This is a genomic window from Mesobacillus maritimus, from assembly GCF_019749255.1.
GTDB lineage: Bacteria > Bacillota > Bacilli > Bacillales > Cytobacillaceae > Mesobacillus_B > Mesobacillus_B maritimus_A.
This window is the reverse complement of the sequence record NZ_JACWFH010000005.1, coordinates 38,909-56,605: the sequence shown is the minus strand read 5'-3', so window position 1 is coordinate 56,605 and position 17,697 is coordinate 38,909. Positions and strand designations below refer to the sequence as shown.

17 protein-coding genes and 1 riboswitch are annotated in these 17,697 nt (G+C 37.8%); of the genes, 11 read left to right on the top strand and 6 right to left on the bottom strand.

Going from position 1 to position 17,697, the window contains the following annotated elements; genetic code table 11:
- Positions 1-197: 197 nt before the first annotated feature.
- Positions 198-788, bottom strand: coding sequence for a GNAT family N-acetyltransferase (locus H0185_RS01825; protein ID WP_246628960.1), 591 nt, complete (start codon positions 786-788; stop codon positions 198-200).
- A 235-nt stretch (positions 789-1,023) separates the two neighbouring features.
- On the opposite strand from H0185_RS01825, the gene H0185_RS01820 reads away from it, so the two are divergent.
- The 3 genes from H0185_RS01820 (at position 1,024) to H0185_RS01810 (ending at position 2,853) form a co-directional block, all read left to right on the top strand.
- On the top strand, positions 1,024-2,001 hold the full coding sequence (locus tag H0185_RS01820) for a ring-cleaving dioxygenase (RefSeq protein ID WP_221870631.1): 978 nt from the start codon (positions 1,024-1,026) through the stop codon (positions 1,999-2,001).
- Between the two features lie 78 nt (positions 2,002-2,079).
- Positions 2,080-2,583 carry a GNAT family N-acetyltransferase gene (locus H0185_RS01815; protein WP_221870629.1) on the top strand — a complete coding sequence of 168 codons (504 nt, stop codon included), beginning with the start codon at positions 2,080-2,082 and terminating at the stop codon, positions 2,581-2,583.
- A gap of 87 nt (positions 2,584-2,670) precedes the next feature.
- Complete coding sequence (locus H0185_RS01810) at positions 2,671-2,853, top strand: hypothetical protein (RefSeq protein WP_221870627.1); 183 nt, start codon at positions 2,671-2,673, stop codon at positions 2,851-2,853.
- Positions 2,854-2,927: 74 nt separating this feature from the next.
- On the opposite strand, the gene H0185_RS01805 is transcribed toward H0185_RS01810, so the two are convergent.
- A complete protein-coding gene (locus H0185_RS01805) occupies positions 2,928-3,134 on the bottom strand; it encodes a thioredoxin family protein (protein WP_343223061.1) in 207 nt (68 codons plus the stop codon).
- A gap of 580 nt (positions 3,135-3,714) precedes the next feature.
- On the opposite strand from H0185_RS01805, the gene H0185_RS01800 reads away from it, so the two are divergent.
- The 4 genes from H0185_RS01800 (at position 3,715) to H0185_RS01785 (ending at position 7,770) form a co-directional block, all read left to right on the top strand.
- Entirely contained in the window at positions 3,715-4,248 is a 534-nt protein-coding gene (locus H0185_RS01800; RefSeq protein ID WP_221870625.1) for a helix-turn-helix domain-containing protein, read from the top strand.
- A 30-nt stretch (positions 4,249-4,278) separates the two neighbouring features.
- Complete coding sequence (locus H0185_RS01795) at positions 4,279-5,046, top strand: YhfC family intramembrane metalloprotease (protein WP_221870623.1); 768 nt, start codon at positions 4,279-4,281, stop codon at positions 5,044-5,046.
- Between the two features lie 131 nt (positions 5,047-5,177).
- Entirely contained in the window at positions 5,178-5,708 is a 531-nt protein-coding gene (locus tag H0185_RS01790) for a chloramphenicol phosphotransferase CPT family protein (protein WP_221870621.1), read from the top strand.
- A 100-nt stretch (positions 5,709-5,808) separates the two neighbouring features.
- Entirely contained in the window at positions 5,809-7,770 is a 1,962-nt protein-coding gene (locus tag H0185_RS01785) for a GTP-binding protein (RefSeq protein ID WP_221870619.1), read from the top strand.
- Between the two features lie 56 nt (positions 7,771-7,826).
- Here the strand turns inward: H0185_RS01785 and H0185_RS01780 are convergent, their stop codons facing one another.
- Complete coding sequence (locus H0185_RS01780; protein WP_221870617.1) at positions 7,827-8,624, bottom strand: HAD family hydrolase; 798 nt, start codon at positions 8,622-8,624, stop codon at positions 7,827-7,829.
- A gap of 132 nt (positions 8,625-8,756) precedes the next feature.
- On the bottom strand, positions 8,757-10,823 hold the full coding sequence (locus tag H0185_RS01775) for a peptidoglycan D,D-transpeptidase FtsI family protein (RefSeq protein ID WP_221870615.1): 2,067 nt from the start codon (positions 10,821-10,823) through the stop codon (positions 8,757-8,759).
- Between the two features lie 73 nt (positions 10,824-10,896).
- Here H0185_RS01775 and H0185_RS01770 point away from each other — a divergent pair, with 73 nt between their 5' ends.
- Together H0185_RS01770 and H0185_RS01765 are read left to right on the top strand one after the other, a co-directional pair.
- Positions 10,897-11,661, top strand: a complete 765-nt coding sequence (locus tag H0185_RS01770) for a TatD family hydrolase (protein WP_221870613.1) — start codon at positions 10,897-10,899, stop codon at positions 11,659-11,661.
- 51 nt (positions 11,662-11,712) lie between these two features.
- Positions 11,713-11,895: riboswitch (Lysine riboswitch) on the top strand.
- A gap of 150 nt (positions 11,896-12,045) precedes the next feature.
- Positions 12,046-13,632 carry a Na+/H+ antiporter NhaC family protein gene (locus tag H0185_RS01765; RefSeq protein WP_221870611.1) on the top strand — a complete coding sequence of 529 codons (1,587 nt, stop codon included), beginning with the start codon at positions 12,046-12,048 and terminating at the stop codon, positions 13,630-13,632.
- A gap of 74 nt (positions 13,633-13,706) precedes the next feature.
- Here H0185_RS01765 and H0185_RS01760 read toward each other — a convergent pair whose 3' ends face one another.
- Complete coding sequence (locus tag H0185_RS01760) at positions 13,707-14,600, bottom strand: VanW family protein (protein ID WP_425515803.1); 894 nt, start codon at positions 14,598-14,600, stop codon at positions 13,707-13,709.
- A gap of 314 nt (positions 14,601-14,914) precedes the next feature.
- Here H0185_RS01760 and H0185_RS01755 point away from each other — a divergent pair, with 314 nt between their 5' ends.
- Positions 14,915-15,748: an FG-GAP repeat domain-containing protein gene (locus H0185_RS01755; protein WP_221870609.1), complete on the top strand. Its 834-nt coding sequence runs from the start codon at positions 14,915-14,917 to the stop codon at positions 15,746-15,748.
- 53 nt (positions 15,749-15,801) lie between these two features.
- On the opposite strand, the gene H0185_RS01750 is transcribed toward H0185_RS01755, so the two are convergent.
- The gene (locus tag H0185_RS01750; RefSeq protein WP_221870607.1) at positions 15,802-16,446 is read right to left on the bottom strand and encodes a permease prefix domain 1-containing protein; all 645 of its coding nucleotides are present in this window, start codon (positions 16,444-16,446) and stop codon (positions 15,802-15,804) included.
- 146 nt (positions 16,447-16,592) lie between these two features.
- On the opposite strand from H0185_RS01750, the gene H0185_RS01745 reads away from it, so the two are divergent.
- A complete protein-coding gene (locus tag H0185_RS01745) occupies positions 16,593-17,690 on the top strand; it encodes a metallophosphoesterase (RefSeq protein WP_221870605.1) in 1,098 nt (365 codons plus the stop codon).
- Positions 17,691-17,697 lie beyond the last annotated feature (7 nt).

The window sequence follows — 17,697 nt, the reverse complement described above, 5'->3', positions numbered from 1 at the left end:
AAAGTAAGTATGGATACCCAACTCATTGCTGAACCTCCTTTTTTATTCTAATAATTGTAACATGGTGGTTATTTGTAAGTAATGCGAATTCTACTGATTGTGAACAATTATTCTTTAACTATTAGGCAATCTCTTCATTGGAAAAATAATAAAAAGCTTGGAACCGTAAAAAGACCCAAGCTTCTTTGTGAGATTTATTAAATATCCATAATGGATGGATTGTTCTTCTTTATTGTTAAATTTTCATACTCTTCTCTTAAGATACCAAGCTTAATACTGTCATAATATTTCCCTCGATAAAGGCGACTTTTGCGAATACGTCCTTCCTCCATCATGCCTAGTTCTTTCCCGATTTTGATCATTCGTTCATTTCCAGACCATGTTGTTAATCCAATTCGGGGAATGGGAAAGGTGTAAAATAAAAAGTCCATCCATGTTATTAAGGCATCTGCGACATACTGATCATCTCGATAAGTGGGGTGGTAAATAGCAATTCCAATTTCTAGTGAATTTGAAGATTCATGTTCCCAATCGTAAAATAAAACACCGATAATATTGTCTGAAACCTTAATCAGCAATTGCTTATCTAGTTCCTGTTTCATTAAGTTGAGCATTTGGTCATAGAACTTCTCGTATTCAATAGGTTGTAAGGTAAGATACGGTGAATCCCATTTTCTCCATTCTGGATAATCCTCATTAAAGAGGAGGTCCCATAATACAGGAAGGTCTTTTTCTGTAAGATTCTCTAGCTGCACCAGGCTTCCCTTTAAAGGTTCACTCATGTGCATCTTGTGCACCTCCAATTATTCTAATTGAGGTATAAAATGTACTAACCTTATTTCTTCTTTATTGTTACATAAAAACCCTTCTAATTTTCATTTTTGTTAAATGTTTCACAGAAACTTCAATTTAAGGTTTTTCAGAGAGTCTTCCCATGTAGGAGTGTTTAAAGAGCATGTTATTGGAAACTCTACCCATTAAGAACTACAATGATAAAAAAGGACCAAATAAAGGGGTTTGAACATGCAATTAAAACCATTAAAAGGGCAGCATCATGTTTCTGCCATTACCAAAGATGCCAAAAGAAACTATGAATTCTATACAAATACACTCGGAATGAGATTAGTGAAAAAAACAGTAAACCAGGATGAAACCTCAATGTATCATCTGTTTTATGCAGACGAAAGAGGAAATCCTGGAACAGATTTAACTTTTTTTGAAATTCGAAATGCCGGCCGAACCTATCCAGGGACAAACAGCATCTCATTGACAACTTTACGGGTACCATCAGATGAGTCTCTTCAATATTGGAAAAAGCGTTTTGAAAAATATAATGTTGAACATGATGAGTTGACAGAAATGAATGGAAAAAAATCATTGTTTTTCAGGGATTTTGAAAATCAGCGCCTAGCCCTCATTTCTGATGAGAATAACAAGGGAGTTTCGGGGGGGAAGGCTTGGGATAAAAGTCCTGTTCTAGTTGAGCATGCAATCTTTGGGCTCGGTCCGGTCGTGTTGACCGTTGCCGATTTGAGACCAACGGAGCGGGTTTTAACACAAATATTAGGGTATCGAGAAAGTGGGAAATACAATCTTTCTGCCGGCCAACATGATGTAACCGTATTTGAGACTGGAGAAGGAGGAAATGGTGCAGAGGTCCATATTATTGTACAGGCAGATCTTCCTCGTGAACGAGCTGGTAGAGGAAGTGTGCACCATGTTGCATTTCGTGTGGAAAGTGAAGATGAATTGCGCAAATGGGTTGCCTTCCTTAAAGAAAATCGAATCCCTAGTTCAGGCTTTGTGGAAAGATATTATTTCCGTTCTCTTTATTTCCGTGAGCCGAACGGCATCTTGTTCGAATTAGCTACGGATGGACCTGGCTTTGAAGGGGATGAATCTTTCGAGCAGTTAGGTGAAACCCTTGCCTTGCCCCCATACTTTGAGGATCAAAGACAGGCAATCGAATCGCGGTTGGAGCCACTTGATACACAAGGATGATCAATTAAAAACTGGGTTGTCATTTCCCAGGTTTAAGTTTTGTTAAAAATATATTTTATTTGGGTGGGAGGAAAAAGAGTGGACATTAAACGTGCAGATATCACGCATGCTGAAGGAATTTCAAAAGTTTGTTCGCAAGCCTATCGGGCGACCTACAAGGATACTCACTCACAGGAATACATAGAAAGAACCATAGCGGAATTTTATCATCTTGAACGCATCCGGGAAGAGATTACCGTTGAATCCGAGGGGTGGGATGGCTGGTTTGTTGCGATTGAGGCTGGAGAAGTTGTTGGTGCAATAGGTGGCGGAATGATTGGGAAAAATATCAGTGAGGTCTTTGTTTTATATTTAGATCCAGAAAGAAGGAGAGAAGGGATCGGTACCCTCTTGTTGAATGTTCTTACAGAAGTGCAAACAGAAAAAGGAGCAACACAACAGTGGGTATCAGTAGCAAAAGGGAATCAAAAAGGTATACCTTTTTATGAGGCAAAAGGGTTTGTTTTTGCGGAAGAACAACAGAGTTTTGGCAACAGTATGGATGAAAAATACGTTTCTTTAAGATATTACCGTGAAATCTAATTCACCTTTTTTAATAGATTTTACCAAAGAGTCATGAGGATATTTCCCTGATCCTTTTCCATAATAACAATCAAGGGGGGATACCAAATGGCAAAACGTACGAAGAAAAATGATGCAGCACAAAAAAATAAACAGGGTTTTGACTCGAGTAAGACGGATTCAGAATTCTCGAAAGAACTTGGTAGTGCAGTAGCTAACCGAGCACATAAGGAAAAAGAAAAAAGGAAGAAATCATCCAAAAACCAAGGCGAATGGAAAGGGATGCATTGATTCCAACATAGAACAAAAAAGCCTTCACATTAGAATGAAGGCTTTTCCCTTTTTATATGAAAGTGAAATCTGGGTTAAATGCTTTCATAAATCCGTTTAATGTCTTCTTGGAATTTTTCTAAATGAACAATTCGTGCTTCCCTTAAAACCTCTTTTCCATCATAATATAAAACCAAAACAGGCACGGTAAAAGCCATCAAATAACCTGCAATTTCGGGCACTTCTTCTGCATTAATCGTCGCTAATTTAATACGAGAAAACTCTTTAAGAATATCCTCCACCTGAGGAAGTAAACTGTGGCAAACACTTCAACCATTGGTTAAGACATAAAGAAAACTTAACTCGTTTTGTTGGATAAAGTTTTCTACTTCATCAATAGAAGTGAGGTACATTATTTAATCTCCTCCTTTTCAAGACAATTAGCTGGTTTCCCTTATCGTTTCCGTTTCGATTCGATTCATTCTGAGAGGGAAGGGGGCTATTATGGCAAATGCCTCCTAAAAGTGTGAAAGGGTGATAACGGCATAAGCAAAAAAACCATTTTAAGCATTTTAGTAATGATATCAGTCTCCTTATTAAATATGGTGGGGAATTACCAATAGCAATTAAAGTTGGTGCTGCTTAGTATTGATTTACATCATTTCCCCCATCATAAAATAACGATCAGTTCACTCATATCTTTTGCGGAATGCTTCTTTTCATATTGACAAATTTTAGCAACAGTATTATTCTCATTATTGAGAATGGTAATAATACGTTCTAGTTTCAGTTGTGATTTGTTCACTTAAGTACATTAGCAGTTTTTTTGTGTATTATTATCACTTTCGATAATAATACGGAGAGGAAGGTGGTTGTTAATTAATGAAGGAAACGAAGGCAGACATCGTTTTGCATCCAGTTAGAATGAGAATCGTTCAAACCTTAATTAATGGAAAAAAATTATCAAGCCAACAGATTGGTGGGAAACTGCCAGATATCCCACAAGCAACCTTATACAGACATATAAACAAGTTATTAGATGCTAATATCCTCAAGGTAGTTGCAGAAAATCCAGTAAGGGGAACGATAGAAAAAATCTATGCGCTCGCCACTGATTCAGCATCTATTACGGCTGAGGACATTTCAAATTGGAGCCCAGAAGAACACAAGAATTATTTTATGAAATTCATAACGACCGTCAAGGCTGATTTCGAGAAATATGTAAGTCAAAAGGAATTCGATATGGAAAAAGATGGTGCAGGCTATCGGCAAGTGTCATTTTATGCTACAGATGAGGAATATATTGAATTTATACAGCACTTGCAACAGGGAGTAATGAAATTGGTTGAAAATGAAGATAGTCCAACAAGGCGCAAAAGAACGTTATCCACGATCATTACAACAGAAAACAAGTGAGTTAGGGAGATATAGGGGGAGGAATCTATTATGGTTAGTAATGCATTGATTGGTTCAATGATTGGATTTGTTATTTTTGCCATATTGTTATTTCCTGCATTTATTTTATATTTTAAAAAGACGATTGGCATATCAGTAAAACCTATTATCATTGGAAGCATTGGTTTTATTGTATTCACTCAGATCTTTGAAAAAATCTTACATGTAGTCGTTATTACTAACTTTCCGAATTATGCCGAGCACCCTTGGATATTTGGCCTTTATGGAGGACTGGCTGCTGGTACATTTGAAGAATTAGGTCGGTTCATCTTGTTTACTTGGCTCTTAAAGAAATATCTAGATTATAAAGGCGGGATTTCTTTTGGTGTTGGTTGGGGAGGAATTGAAGCGATTGTCATTGCTTTAACCGCAACATTACCCAATATCATTTTTGCAACTTTGATTAATACCGGAACGTTTGATTCCACGATGGCTGGCCAACTTCCACCTGAGCAAATAACGGCTGTAAAAGATTTATTGATCAATCAAGGCGTAGGCATTGCTTTGTGGGGCATCCCGGAGCGTTTCTTTGCTGTTTGGATGCAAATTGCTTTTAGTTTGTTGGTGTTATTAGCGGTAGTTAAAAAGAGATTTTCCTATGTCATCTATGCCATTCTCATTCATGCAATGATTGACTTTCCAATTGTTTTTTACCAAACAGGATATACTGAAAGCATATGGGTGATAGAATTATATCTAGCTATCATTGGAATCCTTGCAATGGTATTTATTAGAAAAGTTCGTCAGCGCTTTAACTAAAATAAACCCTCACTTAGATTGGTCGCTTTTTGACCTCCCCTAAGTGAGGGTTTTTTACATCATTTTCATTGCCTTTAAAAACACTTTGCACTATTCTACTTGTATTAACTGGAAATATGGAGGACTTAGAGATGACAAGGGGAAAGATAATTTTATTAAATGGTGTTTCGAGTTCAGGAAAATCTTCTCTAGCGAAAGCTATAGTCAAAAGGCTGCCGGATCACTTTCATTATAGTATTGATGATTTTGATATGGTGATCGAGCGTATGGAAGACCGGGAAAACCAAAGGTTAATTCCAGTCTCAACCGAGTATTATTTTCACCGAACAATTAGGATGTTTTCTGATTCTGGAATTAACTTGGTGGTCGATCAAATTCTTCATAATGATGATACTTTAAGAGATTGCTTGAGTACACTCGAGGGGTATCCTGTTTACTTCGTGGGGGTCCATTGTCCACAAAATGAGCTAGAAAAAAGAGAAATGGAACGAGGTGATCGAAGTCTAGGTTTGTCCAAAAAACAACTGAAATATGTTCATCAGCAAAACGAAGCCTATGACATTGAAGTGAATACAGCTCTTGAAAACATGGATACCAGTGCCGATAAGATAGTCAAAACGTATTTAAATGCAGGAGATTTAAAAGGCTGGCACTCATACTAAGAAAAAAGAACAGTATGGTGGAGCAGAATGCAATCCGCTAGTAAGCTTATTGTTTGGTATAATTAGTAGAGAAAAAGATTTCGCGGATTGAGGGACAGTTATGAACAAAACCATTGGCGTATTAGCGCATGTAGATGCTGGAAAAACGACCTTTTCTGAGCAGCTTCTGTACCATACAAAAAGCATTCGGCATAGGGGACGTGTGGATCATAAGGATGCATTTCTTGATAGTCATGAGATTGAGAAACAGCGTGGAATTACAGTTTTTGCTGATCAAGCAACGTTTACATACAAGGATTCAACTTATCATTTAATCGATACGCCTGGTCATATCGATTTTTCACCAGAGATGGAACGGGCCATCCAGGTGATGGACTATGCAATTGTTATTATTAGTGCGGTTGAAGGAATTGAGGGGCATACCGAGACAGTTTGGGACCTATTAAGTAAACATAAAGTACCGACCTTTTTCTTTATTAATAAAAATGATCGAGAAGGGGCCGCTGTAAAGCGAGTAATTGAAGAAATTAAACAGAACTTAACAGAGGATGTATTAGAGCTCAATGATTCACTGTTAACTGAGGATATGAGGGAGGAGTTCGTAGAATTCGTTGCTGAACGAAATGAAAATCTGCTAGATTATTATATGGAAAATGGATATGAAAAAGAGCGTTGGATAGATGCGTTACAGAAGATGATTAAAGAGAATCAAATCTTTCTATGTGCTAGTGGGTCGGCTCTTCAAGACAAAGGTGTTTCAAGTTTTTTGGAAAACTTAGACATGTTAACGGTAACAGATTACAGAAATGAAAATGAGAGTTCTTTCTGTGGAAAAGTTTATAAAATACGCCATGATGAAAATGGGATGAGACTCACTTTTATCAAAGCAACAAAGGGTTCATTAAGAGTTCGGAATGAAATTACCTATGGCTCAAAAGACAATCCGATTTCTGAAAAGGTGACTCAAATACGCATTTATAATGGAACAAAGTATAAAACAGTTGATTCTATCGAGGCTGGTCAGTTGTTTGCGGTGGTTGGGTTGACGAGTACGGCTATCGGAGAAGGAGTAGGAGAAGTTCGAGAAAAGGCCATTTATGAAATGGTGCCTACATTAAAATCTAAAGTGATATTTGAAAAAGGGATAAATAGTAAAGAAGCATTAAGGTATTTTCGGACGTTAGACGCCGAAGATCCCTCGTTAAATGTTGTATGGGAAGAGAATTTACAAGAAATTCACCTACATGTTATGGGAACCATTCAGTTAGAAGTCTTGGAGCAACTGGTTATGGAGCGTTTTGGGTTGAAAGTTTCCTTTGAAGAACCGGAAATTTTGTATAAAGAGTCCATCGACTCAGAGGTGATTGGGTATGGGCATTTTGAACCTTTAGGTCATTATGCTGAGGTTCATCTAAGAATACAACCAATTGAAAGAAATCGAGGAATTCTATTTGAAAATCAATGTCACGCGGACGACTTAAGTGCTGGAAACCAAAACCTTATTAGGCATCATCTTTTTGAACAGGAACATCACGGCTTGTTAACAGGCTCTCCATTGACTGATGTGAAGGTTACCTTATTGACCGGTAGAGCTCACAATAAACATACTTCAGGTGGAGACTTTAGAGAAGCTACTTTCCGTGCGATTAGGCAGGGACTTGAAAAGGCAGAAAATCTTTTGCTTGAACCTGTGTATCAATATAAAATTAAAGTAGATCTTGATCATATGGGGCGAGTCTTATCCGATATACAAGCAGCGCACGGAAGTTTCAATCCACCAAAAACGATTGGAGATAAAGCCATCATTACTGGAACTGTTCCGGTGGCGACCTTTATGAACTATCCAGGGAAAATAGCAGCCTATACTCATGGTAAAGGTTCAGTAAGTCTTCTGTTTGATGGGTATGATCGGTGTCACAACCCCAATGAGGTTATTGAAAAGAAGGCCTATAATAAAAATGCTGATGCAAAATATACTTCTTCCTCGATCTTTTGTTCCAAAGGTCAAGCATACACAGTTCCTTGGGATGAAGCAGAAGAAGAAATGCACGGACTTTCCTAATGAGTGACTTTGAAAAGGAGCTAGGGAATTCATTTCCCTTAGCTCCTTTTCTTTTATTAGTGATTTAATAAATGACGAACAGCGTAAGCGAATCCGTCTTCATCATTTGTCTTTGTGACGATATCTGCTTCTTGTTGGATATAGAGAGGTGCATTGCCCATAGCAACTGCGATGTCCGCAACCTCAAACTGGCCAAGATCATTTCCTCCATCACCAAAAGCTATAATTTCGTCAAATTTCACATCCATCATTTGCTGGTAGCGTAGTAGCGCTTTCCCTTTGTGTGCTTCACCAGAAGTAATTTCCACGTTATTAGGAAAGGATGAAGCCATTGTAAGGGCAAATTTGCCGAACAAAGCTTTCTTTACTTCCTCAATTTTTGCAAGTTGGTCTGGATAGACCAAAGCAATGAGTTTGTAAATTTTTAGATCCTCCTTAGTTAGGATCATATCGTAATCAAACTCATTAAATAGGGTATCAAGCTCGGCTCTTGTTTTATTATGGAGCGGAGGCAAGGTGGAAGGAAGTCCGCCTTCATTCGTATAAACTAAAATCCCTACTCCCATTTCCTTTAGAATTGGAAATAAGTCTTTATATACTGAGAGGGGGATGGTTGCTTCATATAACATTTTTCCTTCCTCGGAGTATAATACAGATCCGTTCACACAAAAAATTGGAAGTTCCATCTCTTGAATTGCTTTGATTTTTTTAACATCTCCGTAGGCTCTGCCTGTGTTTAAAATAAGATAATGGCCTTGATCCTGTAGCTCCTTAAGGATTCTTGCATTTTCAGGAGATACCTCATGGTTCGAATTTAATAGTGTTCCATCTAAGTCAATTGAAAAGCATTTCATTATTCGTTTATTTCCTTTCTTTCATGCAATCTAAATCATACTATAACAGAAAATTCATAAGACCGTTAGTGTGAGGGTTGCACAAAATATATAACAAAAAAGGTTACAAGCTAAACTTGTAACCTTTCCGGTTCATTTGTTTCTATGTTTTTTAAGTTCGAAATACGCATCCATTGCCCTGCGGCCGATTTTAAGATTTGCCTTGTGGTCTTCCTTTCCTTGATACGCCCAAGGAACCATCACAGCCATTGCAACTTCAGGTTGATGAAAAGGTGCATAGGCAACTAGACTTAAATTTAATACCTCAGGTGGGACTTTTCCATAGTTATTTCTGAGCGGACCGTCATAAAACGCCTGTGCTGTCCCTGTTTTCCCTGCTGGAGAGTAGGGGGCATTTCTGAAGAAGTTTACTCCAGTTCCTCCATGTTCAGTTAATGCCTTTTTGAAGCCGAGTTGGACCCGACCAAGCCATTCCTTTTTTACATCAATTGTGTTTAATACGACAGGTTCAAACTCATTGTATACAGCTCCTATTTTTTCTGATGAATTAAGGGGTTCAAGTACCTCTCTAACAATCCGGGGTTGCATCCGATAGCCACCATTTGCAATTGCGGATACATATTGCGCCAATTGCATGGTTGAATACGTATCATACTGACCAATAACAAGGTCTAATGCGTATCCAGGTAGCTTACTCCCACCTTTATATCCTGATTGTTCATTTGGAAGATCAATCCCTGTTCTAACTCCCAGGCCGAAAGATGCAAACGAGTTTCGGATAATAGTAAATGCATCTGGATTAAGATTTAGAGGCTCATTGTATTGATAGTGGCCTTGACCGATTCTAATCGCGGTATGAAACATATAGACATTCGATGATTTTTTTAATGCATCCACTTCATTAAGTACCCCAAGATACGAATAAGAGGCTTTTAATGGGGTCGCTTTAATTTTAATTCCCTTATCATCAAAGTATGTATTTGGTTTTATCACCCCAGTTTTAAAACCAGTTAGAACAGTAGCACCTTTTACAACCGATCCAACACTATAGGTGGTTGTAATATTTCCTAAGGCATCATCAATCATTTCTGTTTTGCCTGTATCCTTGTTTTGAACGAGTCTTTTTCCAGACATACTTAAAATTTCACCCGAAAAAGGGTTCATTAATACCACATAGGCGCGGTCAAGTAGATTCGTTCCTGGATGATTCTTAGCGGCCCAAAGTTCTTCCTGAATAATGGAATCAATTTTTTTTTGTAATTCGATATCAATAGCGAGAATTAAATCCTTACCGCGATCCCCACTCGTTTTCACCCTAGTATCAAGTAAATGCCCCTTTTTATCTGTTATGTGGGTAACTTTTTGTTCTCTACCATGAAGGACATCTTCATATTGACTTTCTAAATAACTTTTACCGACACGATCATTTCTGGAATAGCCTCTGGATAAGAAGTCATCAAGATGATCTGCTGGCAATCCTTCTTCAGAGGAACTGACAGCCCCAAGTACAGACTTTAGGGTTTGGTCAAATTGATAAGAACGTTCCCAATCAATGGTTGTGTTGATTCCTGGGAGACTTTCGAGATTTTCGCTAACAAGTGCAAATTCTTCACTACTAACGTCGTTATTCTTAACTATTTGCGGAGAGAATTTATTCCCAATGTTTAATAAACGAAAGATGGCGAGCACTTCAAGATCCTCGTCTGTGAGTTCGTTCAATCTTTCTTGTGTTATTCTAGCTAATTTCAATTTATATATTTGATCAGAACTAAGCTTCTTTTGTTTGATTTGGTTTCTTTCTTCCGTGGTTATAAGCTTGTCTGCTTGTTCGGGGTATTTTATCATCCAAAAATCCTTTTTGTCTCGTTCCCGAATGCGATCTGTTTTTTTATCAATTAGTTTTGCTAGTTTTCTGGCTATCTCGAGTTTCTCTTTTTGACTATGTCCTTCATTGGTATAGGTGATGGCTTTTTTTGCTTCATTATCAACGATAATCTGTAAGTTGCGGTCAAGCATCCGCCCGCGGGGAACGGGATTATTGACAGTGTAATCATCTTTCCGATTTAGTTCACGTTTATAATCTTCACCATGGACTATTTGAACAATTCCAAGTCTTAAAATTAGCAGAGAAAAGAGGATAAATACAAGAAAGAAAAGAATATTAATACGCAACATAACAGGTGATTTCTTTTTGGTCATAATACACTTCCTTTTTGATAGGAGAAAAATATGTAACATATGAACGTTCGGTTATACGATTGGAGGAAAAAATATGCGAAAGATTATCGACACCCATATTCATTTAGATAGATATAAGGATAGAGAAATTAGTGAAATAGTATCTGAAGTTGACGCGCTTGTTTCCGTGTCCATGAACTTGGAATCTTGTAAAAGAAACTTATCCTTAGCTAAAATTCACCCATCAATCCGTCCAGCTTTTGGGTGGCATCCAGAACAAGAGATTCCCTCAGATGATCAGCTTGCACAACTGTTTTCATGGATACATACAAAGAAGGATGAAACTGTAGCAATCGGTGAAATAGGATTGCCATATTATCTTAGGAAGAAAAATAAACTGGTACAATCGTATGCTCAATATATTGAAGTCTTAGAATCCTTTATTAAATTAGCAGTTCAATTAGACAAGCCTGTCGTCTTACATGCTGTCTATGATGATGCCCATATTGTATGTGATTTACTTGAAAAACATACAGTTAAGAATGCGCACTTTCATTGGTTTAAGGGTGAAAAAAAGCTGCTCGAAAGACTTAAGACTAATAGGTACCATATCTCTGTTACACCAGATCTATTGTATGAAGAGGAGATCCAAGAAATCGTTCAAGGATTTCCTTTAGATTTAATGATGGTTGAAACAGATGGTCCATGGTCGTTTAAAGGTCCATTTGTAGGAAAGCAAACGAGACCAAGAATGCTACATTCAACAATCGGGGAAATTTCACAAATAAAAGAAATGGAACTTGATGACGTTTACAAACTAATATATATAAATTCCAATGATTTTTATATTGTCAAATAGAGGTAGAATTGATATATTAGTATAGAAAATTATATATGAACCTTATCATTCCGATGGGGTAGAGGCGCGGGATTTAATAGTAAACTGTGTGAGGATGACAACAATGATCACAGTTGAAAGGAAATACTGCCGAAGTCATTTAACTTGTCAAAGGTTGATTGGCTGGGGTTACTTTGAATAAGAGTAACACTGTCATTATGTGGGAAACCTCCATAATGAGGAGCTACAGGTCGTGATGGAGAAATTAGTTGCTTATAAAAGAGCAACGATAGATTTTTCTCTATCGTTGCTCTTTTTTGTATTGAAGAGAGCATCATAGATAAATCTATTCTTTCTCTTTCATGGTAAGTTCCCCCCTTCAAAAAATAGGAGGAGGACAAAGGAATGGAGAACACATTTTTTTCTGTACTGCCACCACTGTTGGCAATCTTAATGGTGGTAATCACAAGGCGAGTACTTTTATCCTTAGGTTTCGGAATTGTTGCAGCAGCTATTTTGCTGGCAGACTTCAATATTGGTAAGACCTTAGCAATCATTTGGGATGCGGTGAAGGGGATCTTCATCTCAGAAGGAGCACTTAATACCTCTAGCGTCTATATCATTTTATTCTTGCTATTGCTAGGAATTATCACTGCATTTATATCTATTTCAGGTGGAAGTAAGGCTTTTGGTGATTGGGCGATGAAGCGAGTGAAAACTCGTGCTGGTGCTCAATTAATTGGGGTTATCCTTGGGATTATTATTTTTATTGATGATTATTTTAATGCTTTAGCTGTTGGGCAAGTAACACGGCCAATCACTGATCGACAAAGGGTATCAAGAGCAAAACTAGCTTATATAATCGACTCAACTTCTGCACCAATATGTGTAGTGTCACCTGTATCAAGCTGGGGAGCGACTATTATTGTCTTAATTGGTACAATTCTTACTTCCCATGGCGTAACGGAATACAGTGCATTCTCGGCATTTATGCAGATGGTTCCGATGAACTTTTATGTTTGGGCGGCACTTGGGTTAGTGTTTATTGCTGTGCTGAAAAATGTGAATTTAGGATCAATGAAAATTCATGAAAATCGAGCAATCAATGAAGGTCAAGTTTTTGACCCTAGTAAGCCAGTGCCTGGTGAGTTAAAAGAAGATTTGCCTACAAGTCGGACAGGAACAATAGGTGATTTGATTTGGCCGATCCTAGCTCTTTTTATTGGAACAGTTGGTGCAATGGTATGGACAGGTGCACAAGCTACTGAAGGCGACACGACCATCTTAAAAATCTTTGAAAATACAGATGTCACATTATCATTGATTCTGGGTGGACTTTCTGGTTTTGTGGTTACCATGCTGATGTTTGCACGACAGGCTCTGGTATTACGTGGTGTCGAAGCGAAGGTCTTGGGCAGTGGAGTTGTAGCTGGGCTAAAGTCTATGCTTCCGGCAGTTTACATCTTACTATTTGCTTGGACTATTGGGGATTTAATCGGAAGACTTGAAACAGGTACCTACTTAGCAGGAGTCGTCCAAAATGCAAACTTAAATATCTCTTATTTACCGGTCATTTTGTTCATTCTAGCTGGATTTATGGCTTTTGCAACAGGAACATCTTGGGGCTCATTTGGTATTCTGCTCCCAATAGCAGGTGAAATTGCAGCTGTTTCGGATATCTCGCTTATTCTACCAGCTATGGCTGCTGTCCTAAGTGGAGCTGTGTTTGGGGACCATTGTTCACCAATATCAGATACAACCATTCTTTCATCAACCGGTGCTGGATCGAATCATATTGATCACGTTATGACGCAGCTACCATATGCCTTACTTAGTGCAGGTATTGCATCTGTCGGGTTTATTATTATTGGAATTACCGGTAACACAATAATTGCCCTAGTTGTAGTTATTATCCTCTTAGTGGCTACTTGGTTCTTTACTGGAAAGTCTCCAAAGGAAGTTCGTTCACTTGATGAAAATGTCACACAATAATATTGGTTTAAATGGAAAGATCAAACCTACACAGGTTTGATCTTTTTTGTTGTCCTTAGTGTAATAAAAATGAGTTATCTAAAGTCGCCCATACTTGGGATTTGTCGTGGTTGGACATTAATGTCATCGGAGGAAAACATCATGACTGCCATCATCCCGGACTTTGCTTGTGTTCTTATTAGAATAGGTTGGTTATAGATGTTTTTAAATGAAAAATCTGGCCCATACCAACTAACCGTAGCATCCCTACCGGGTGGGACATAGGGAACACGCTTACTGTGGGAATACCGTTTAACAATTTGTAATCCTGAACGGTCCACTGCATTAAAAAGGGTAGAGGAAACTTGGCAAATTCCGCCCCCGATGCCTTCAGAAAGTTCACCTCTAACAATAATAGGCGCAGGCAAATACCCTTTTTCTTTTGTGCGCATTCCTACTGTTTGATTGAATGAAAAGGTTTCACCCGGGAAAACAACATGATTATTAATGGCCTCGGCAGCAAGGCTTATGTTATGAGACCGTTGTTTATTCCTACTATTAAAATAGGTGACATAATGACCAATAAGCTTTGTTCGGATATTCGCAAGTAATTCACTGTCAACACGAGGATAGATTCTTCGAACCGGGAGATGAATGGTCGATAGATTTCCTTTGTGGAAAAAGGAATAAAACTCCTCTTCAAACCGATCCTTATTTAATTCGACACCAGCACTTTCAGGAATGATTTTTCCAGTATCATCGATTTTCGCATCAACGGCAGGTTGACGAACATGCTTATCCAACTCCTCTGTTAAGTGGATAAACTCATCGGTATCGATAAATGGGTATCCTATAATCGGCATAGAAAAGTCGGCTTTGTTTATTCTGACAAAAGGCTCCTGTTCATGAAGAATCAACAGGGAATCAGAAGCGTTAGCCTGAATGGGTAGGGTAAAAAAAATAAGTCCAAGTATACAAAGATATTTCAAAATGGATTCACCTCTATTGTAGTATGAGTCAGCAGTTTTTTTTTCATGTGTAGAATTCGCTTGAGTTCTTTATAAAAGGCTGTTTCGAAGAAATGTTGTTAAAATCAAAACCGATTATACGCAAGATAAACGATGTTGTTCATAATAGTCATTTGCAAACTCTTTTCTCTCATAATTAAAAAGCTAAGAAGACAAAGCAATATGTTGCGCTCTTTCTAATATGGAGGAAAAAAATAGCATATTTATTAAATAAAACCTTATTTGACGGGGCAATATAAGGCGAAGTAGTCTTCTGTAAAAAGGAGTTAGCAATTTTGAAAAAGAAAGTATGGGTATTTATCATTTTTCTTCTCGTTTTTCTACAGCCTCTTGGAACAACCGTTGCTGCCAAAACGGAACTTCAGCCCTTGTATGAAACAGTAAAGGAATTATTGCCAACCGAAGCTGAATTCATAATACCAAATACACCGGATTCAGTAAGTTCAATTCAGGTGTTTGATTTTGATCAAGATGGTCAACAGGAAATGATGGTCACCTATCGATTGGAGAACGGGCTGGGGAAGTTGCATGCATTACTCCTAAAAAAAGAAGGAAACCAGTGGAAAAAAATTTGGGAAACTACAAGTGAAGGCTTTGATATTGAATATGCAGGCTTTGAAGACATCACGGGGGATGGTGTAGGAGAGTTTGTTATAGCATGGGGAATTGGAGCTTCTGCCGGAAATAAGCTGGAAATCTATCGTTGGGAAGAAAACACTTTAAAAAGGATAATAGAACCACGTTTCTTTCATAGAATGGAACTGTTAAAAGGGGAGAATCAAACTAGTTTAGCTTTATGGGAGCGATATTGCTGTGATGCCTTTCTTGTCGATGTCTTAACATGGGCAAGTAAAGGTTTGGTGAGTGACGAAGACCTTTATCGTCAGTATTACCCTCAAGTAATGAGTTATTATGAAGCGAAAATTAAAGAAATGGATGCCTGGTTTTATTGGTATGCATTAGCTGACGCACAGTTAAAGGCAAACCTAATGGTGGAGGTCACAGAGTCAATCCAAAAGGGATTGACCTTTATCCATGGCAAAAAAGAATTTAACGAACTACGGAGAAGGCTTGAAGCTAAAACATCTCCACAAAATGCTACTCAATAAAGAGTAGCATTTTCATTTTGACAAATATTAGAGTTGGAATCAAACCAGTTAGTTTACAGGTTCATGTGTTTAACTACTCGTGGTACTAAGAGATAGGTAAACAATTCACGGGATAACAGATAAAGAAAAATTCCAATATGTACGCTAAATAGGTCTAGCCATAAACCGTTATGATAATGTTCTGGTCTTTGAGTCCAATTGTGGAGAGAAACAAATGTTGCGATAATGAGGGGAATTAAACAAAAGACCCAAGGGTTAGCCAACCAATTTAATCTAGATTCCTGAATAATTCCTTCAAACAATAACTCACCAACAGCGACGAAAAACGTAAATAAAAGAAAAACCATCAAGTAATACTCAAGAGATTGGATATTGTCAAACTGGGGATTGTAAAACTCCATCCCGGCATAGGATATGTAGCACATGCCAATTGTCATGAATAAAGCACCGAAAAGAGCCCTTACGATTTTATAAAATGGGAAAATAGCCTTCTTCATTTCTTTATGAATTTTGTTTGCATCGCCGAAGGATTGAATTGCAAGATCAATCGCTTTTTCTTCTTCCCAACCATAGGAAAGCAGTTCATTAATATGTTCCTCAAGATGGGAGATTATTTCTTCTTTTATATCCTCTTTTTCATTGTTAGATAGGGGTAAACCTAAGGTGATTTTTTCCACATACATTTCAATTTCCCTCATGACATTTCCTCCAAATCTAGCTTTATATACATTGTAATACGATGTGCATTGTAAGACAAGGTAGGTTTTGAAGCCTAAATAGTTCCTCAAGCTTAGGAAAAAGGATATAATCATTATCAAATAGTACTAAAGAAAGGTAATCACCTATGTCATTTTTAGTTGTATTTGCCATTATCCTTTTTATCCTTATTTATACCGCCATATGTTATTATGTTGGTTTTAACGGATGGGTGTGGCTGAAAGCGACACGCCTGCGAATGAATAAATGGGTATATATTGGGGTCATCGCATTTCTTTCGCTTTCCATGTTTATTGGTCAATTTAGTTTGTTTCTTCCGATAAAAATAATGGGCTATCTTTGGATTGTTGTAATAGGTTATAGCCTTATTCTTTTGCCTTTGGCAAATATCCTCGTTTATATCTTAAAAAGAAGAGGCGTTTTATGGATTGGTCTTACAATCATAGGGGCGTTTCTCTTTCTATTAGGTTTTGGCCTGTATAATGCTTGGACACCAGTTGTTAGAACGTACGATATAAAGATTAATAAAAACACAGACGCTGACGCTGTCAAAATCATGATGGCATCTGACCTCCATCTTGGACAAATAGTAGGGGAAAAACATCTTCAAAGATTAGTTGATATCGCAAATGAAATACAACCTGATATGATCTTAATTCCAGGTGATCTTATCGATGATTATATTGAGCCTTACATAGAAAACGATATGGGAAAAACCATGGCGAAGTTAAAAGCTCCATTGGGGGTATATGCTGTTTCGGGGAATCATGATTATTACGGAGACGATCTTGAGGTATTGATTGAAGAGGTTGAAAAGGCAGGAATCACCATGATCATGGATGAATCTTTACTCATTCATGGCGATTTCTATCTTGTGGGGAGGAATGACCTAACAGACGAGAAACGAAAAGAGGTAAGGGAGATAGTAAGGGATTTGGACCATTCAAAACCCATTATCATGATGGATCACCAGCCAAAGGATCTTGATATTGCTGAAGAAAATGGAGTCGATCTGCTTTTATCTGGTCATACTCATCGGGGGCAGATGGCTCCTGCGCATCTTATAACCAGACGAATCTTTGAAAATGATTGGGGATACTTACAAAAAGGAAGCCTTCACTCGCTTGTTTCGTCAGGATTTGGTACATGGGGTCCACCACTTAGAATCGGAAGTCAAGCTGAAGTCATGGTCATAAACCTCATATTTGAATCAACTAAGAACTAGGGATTAG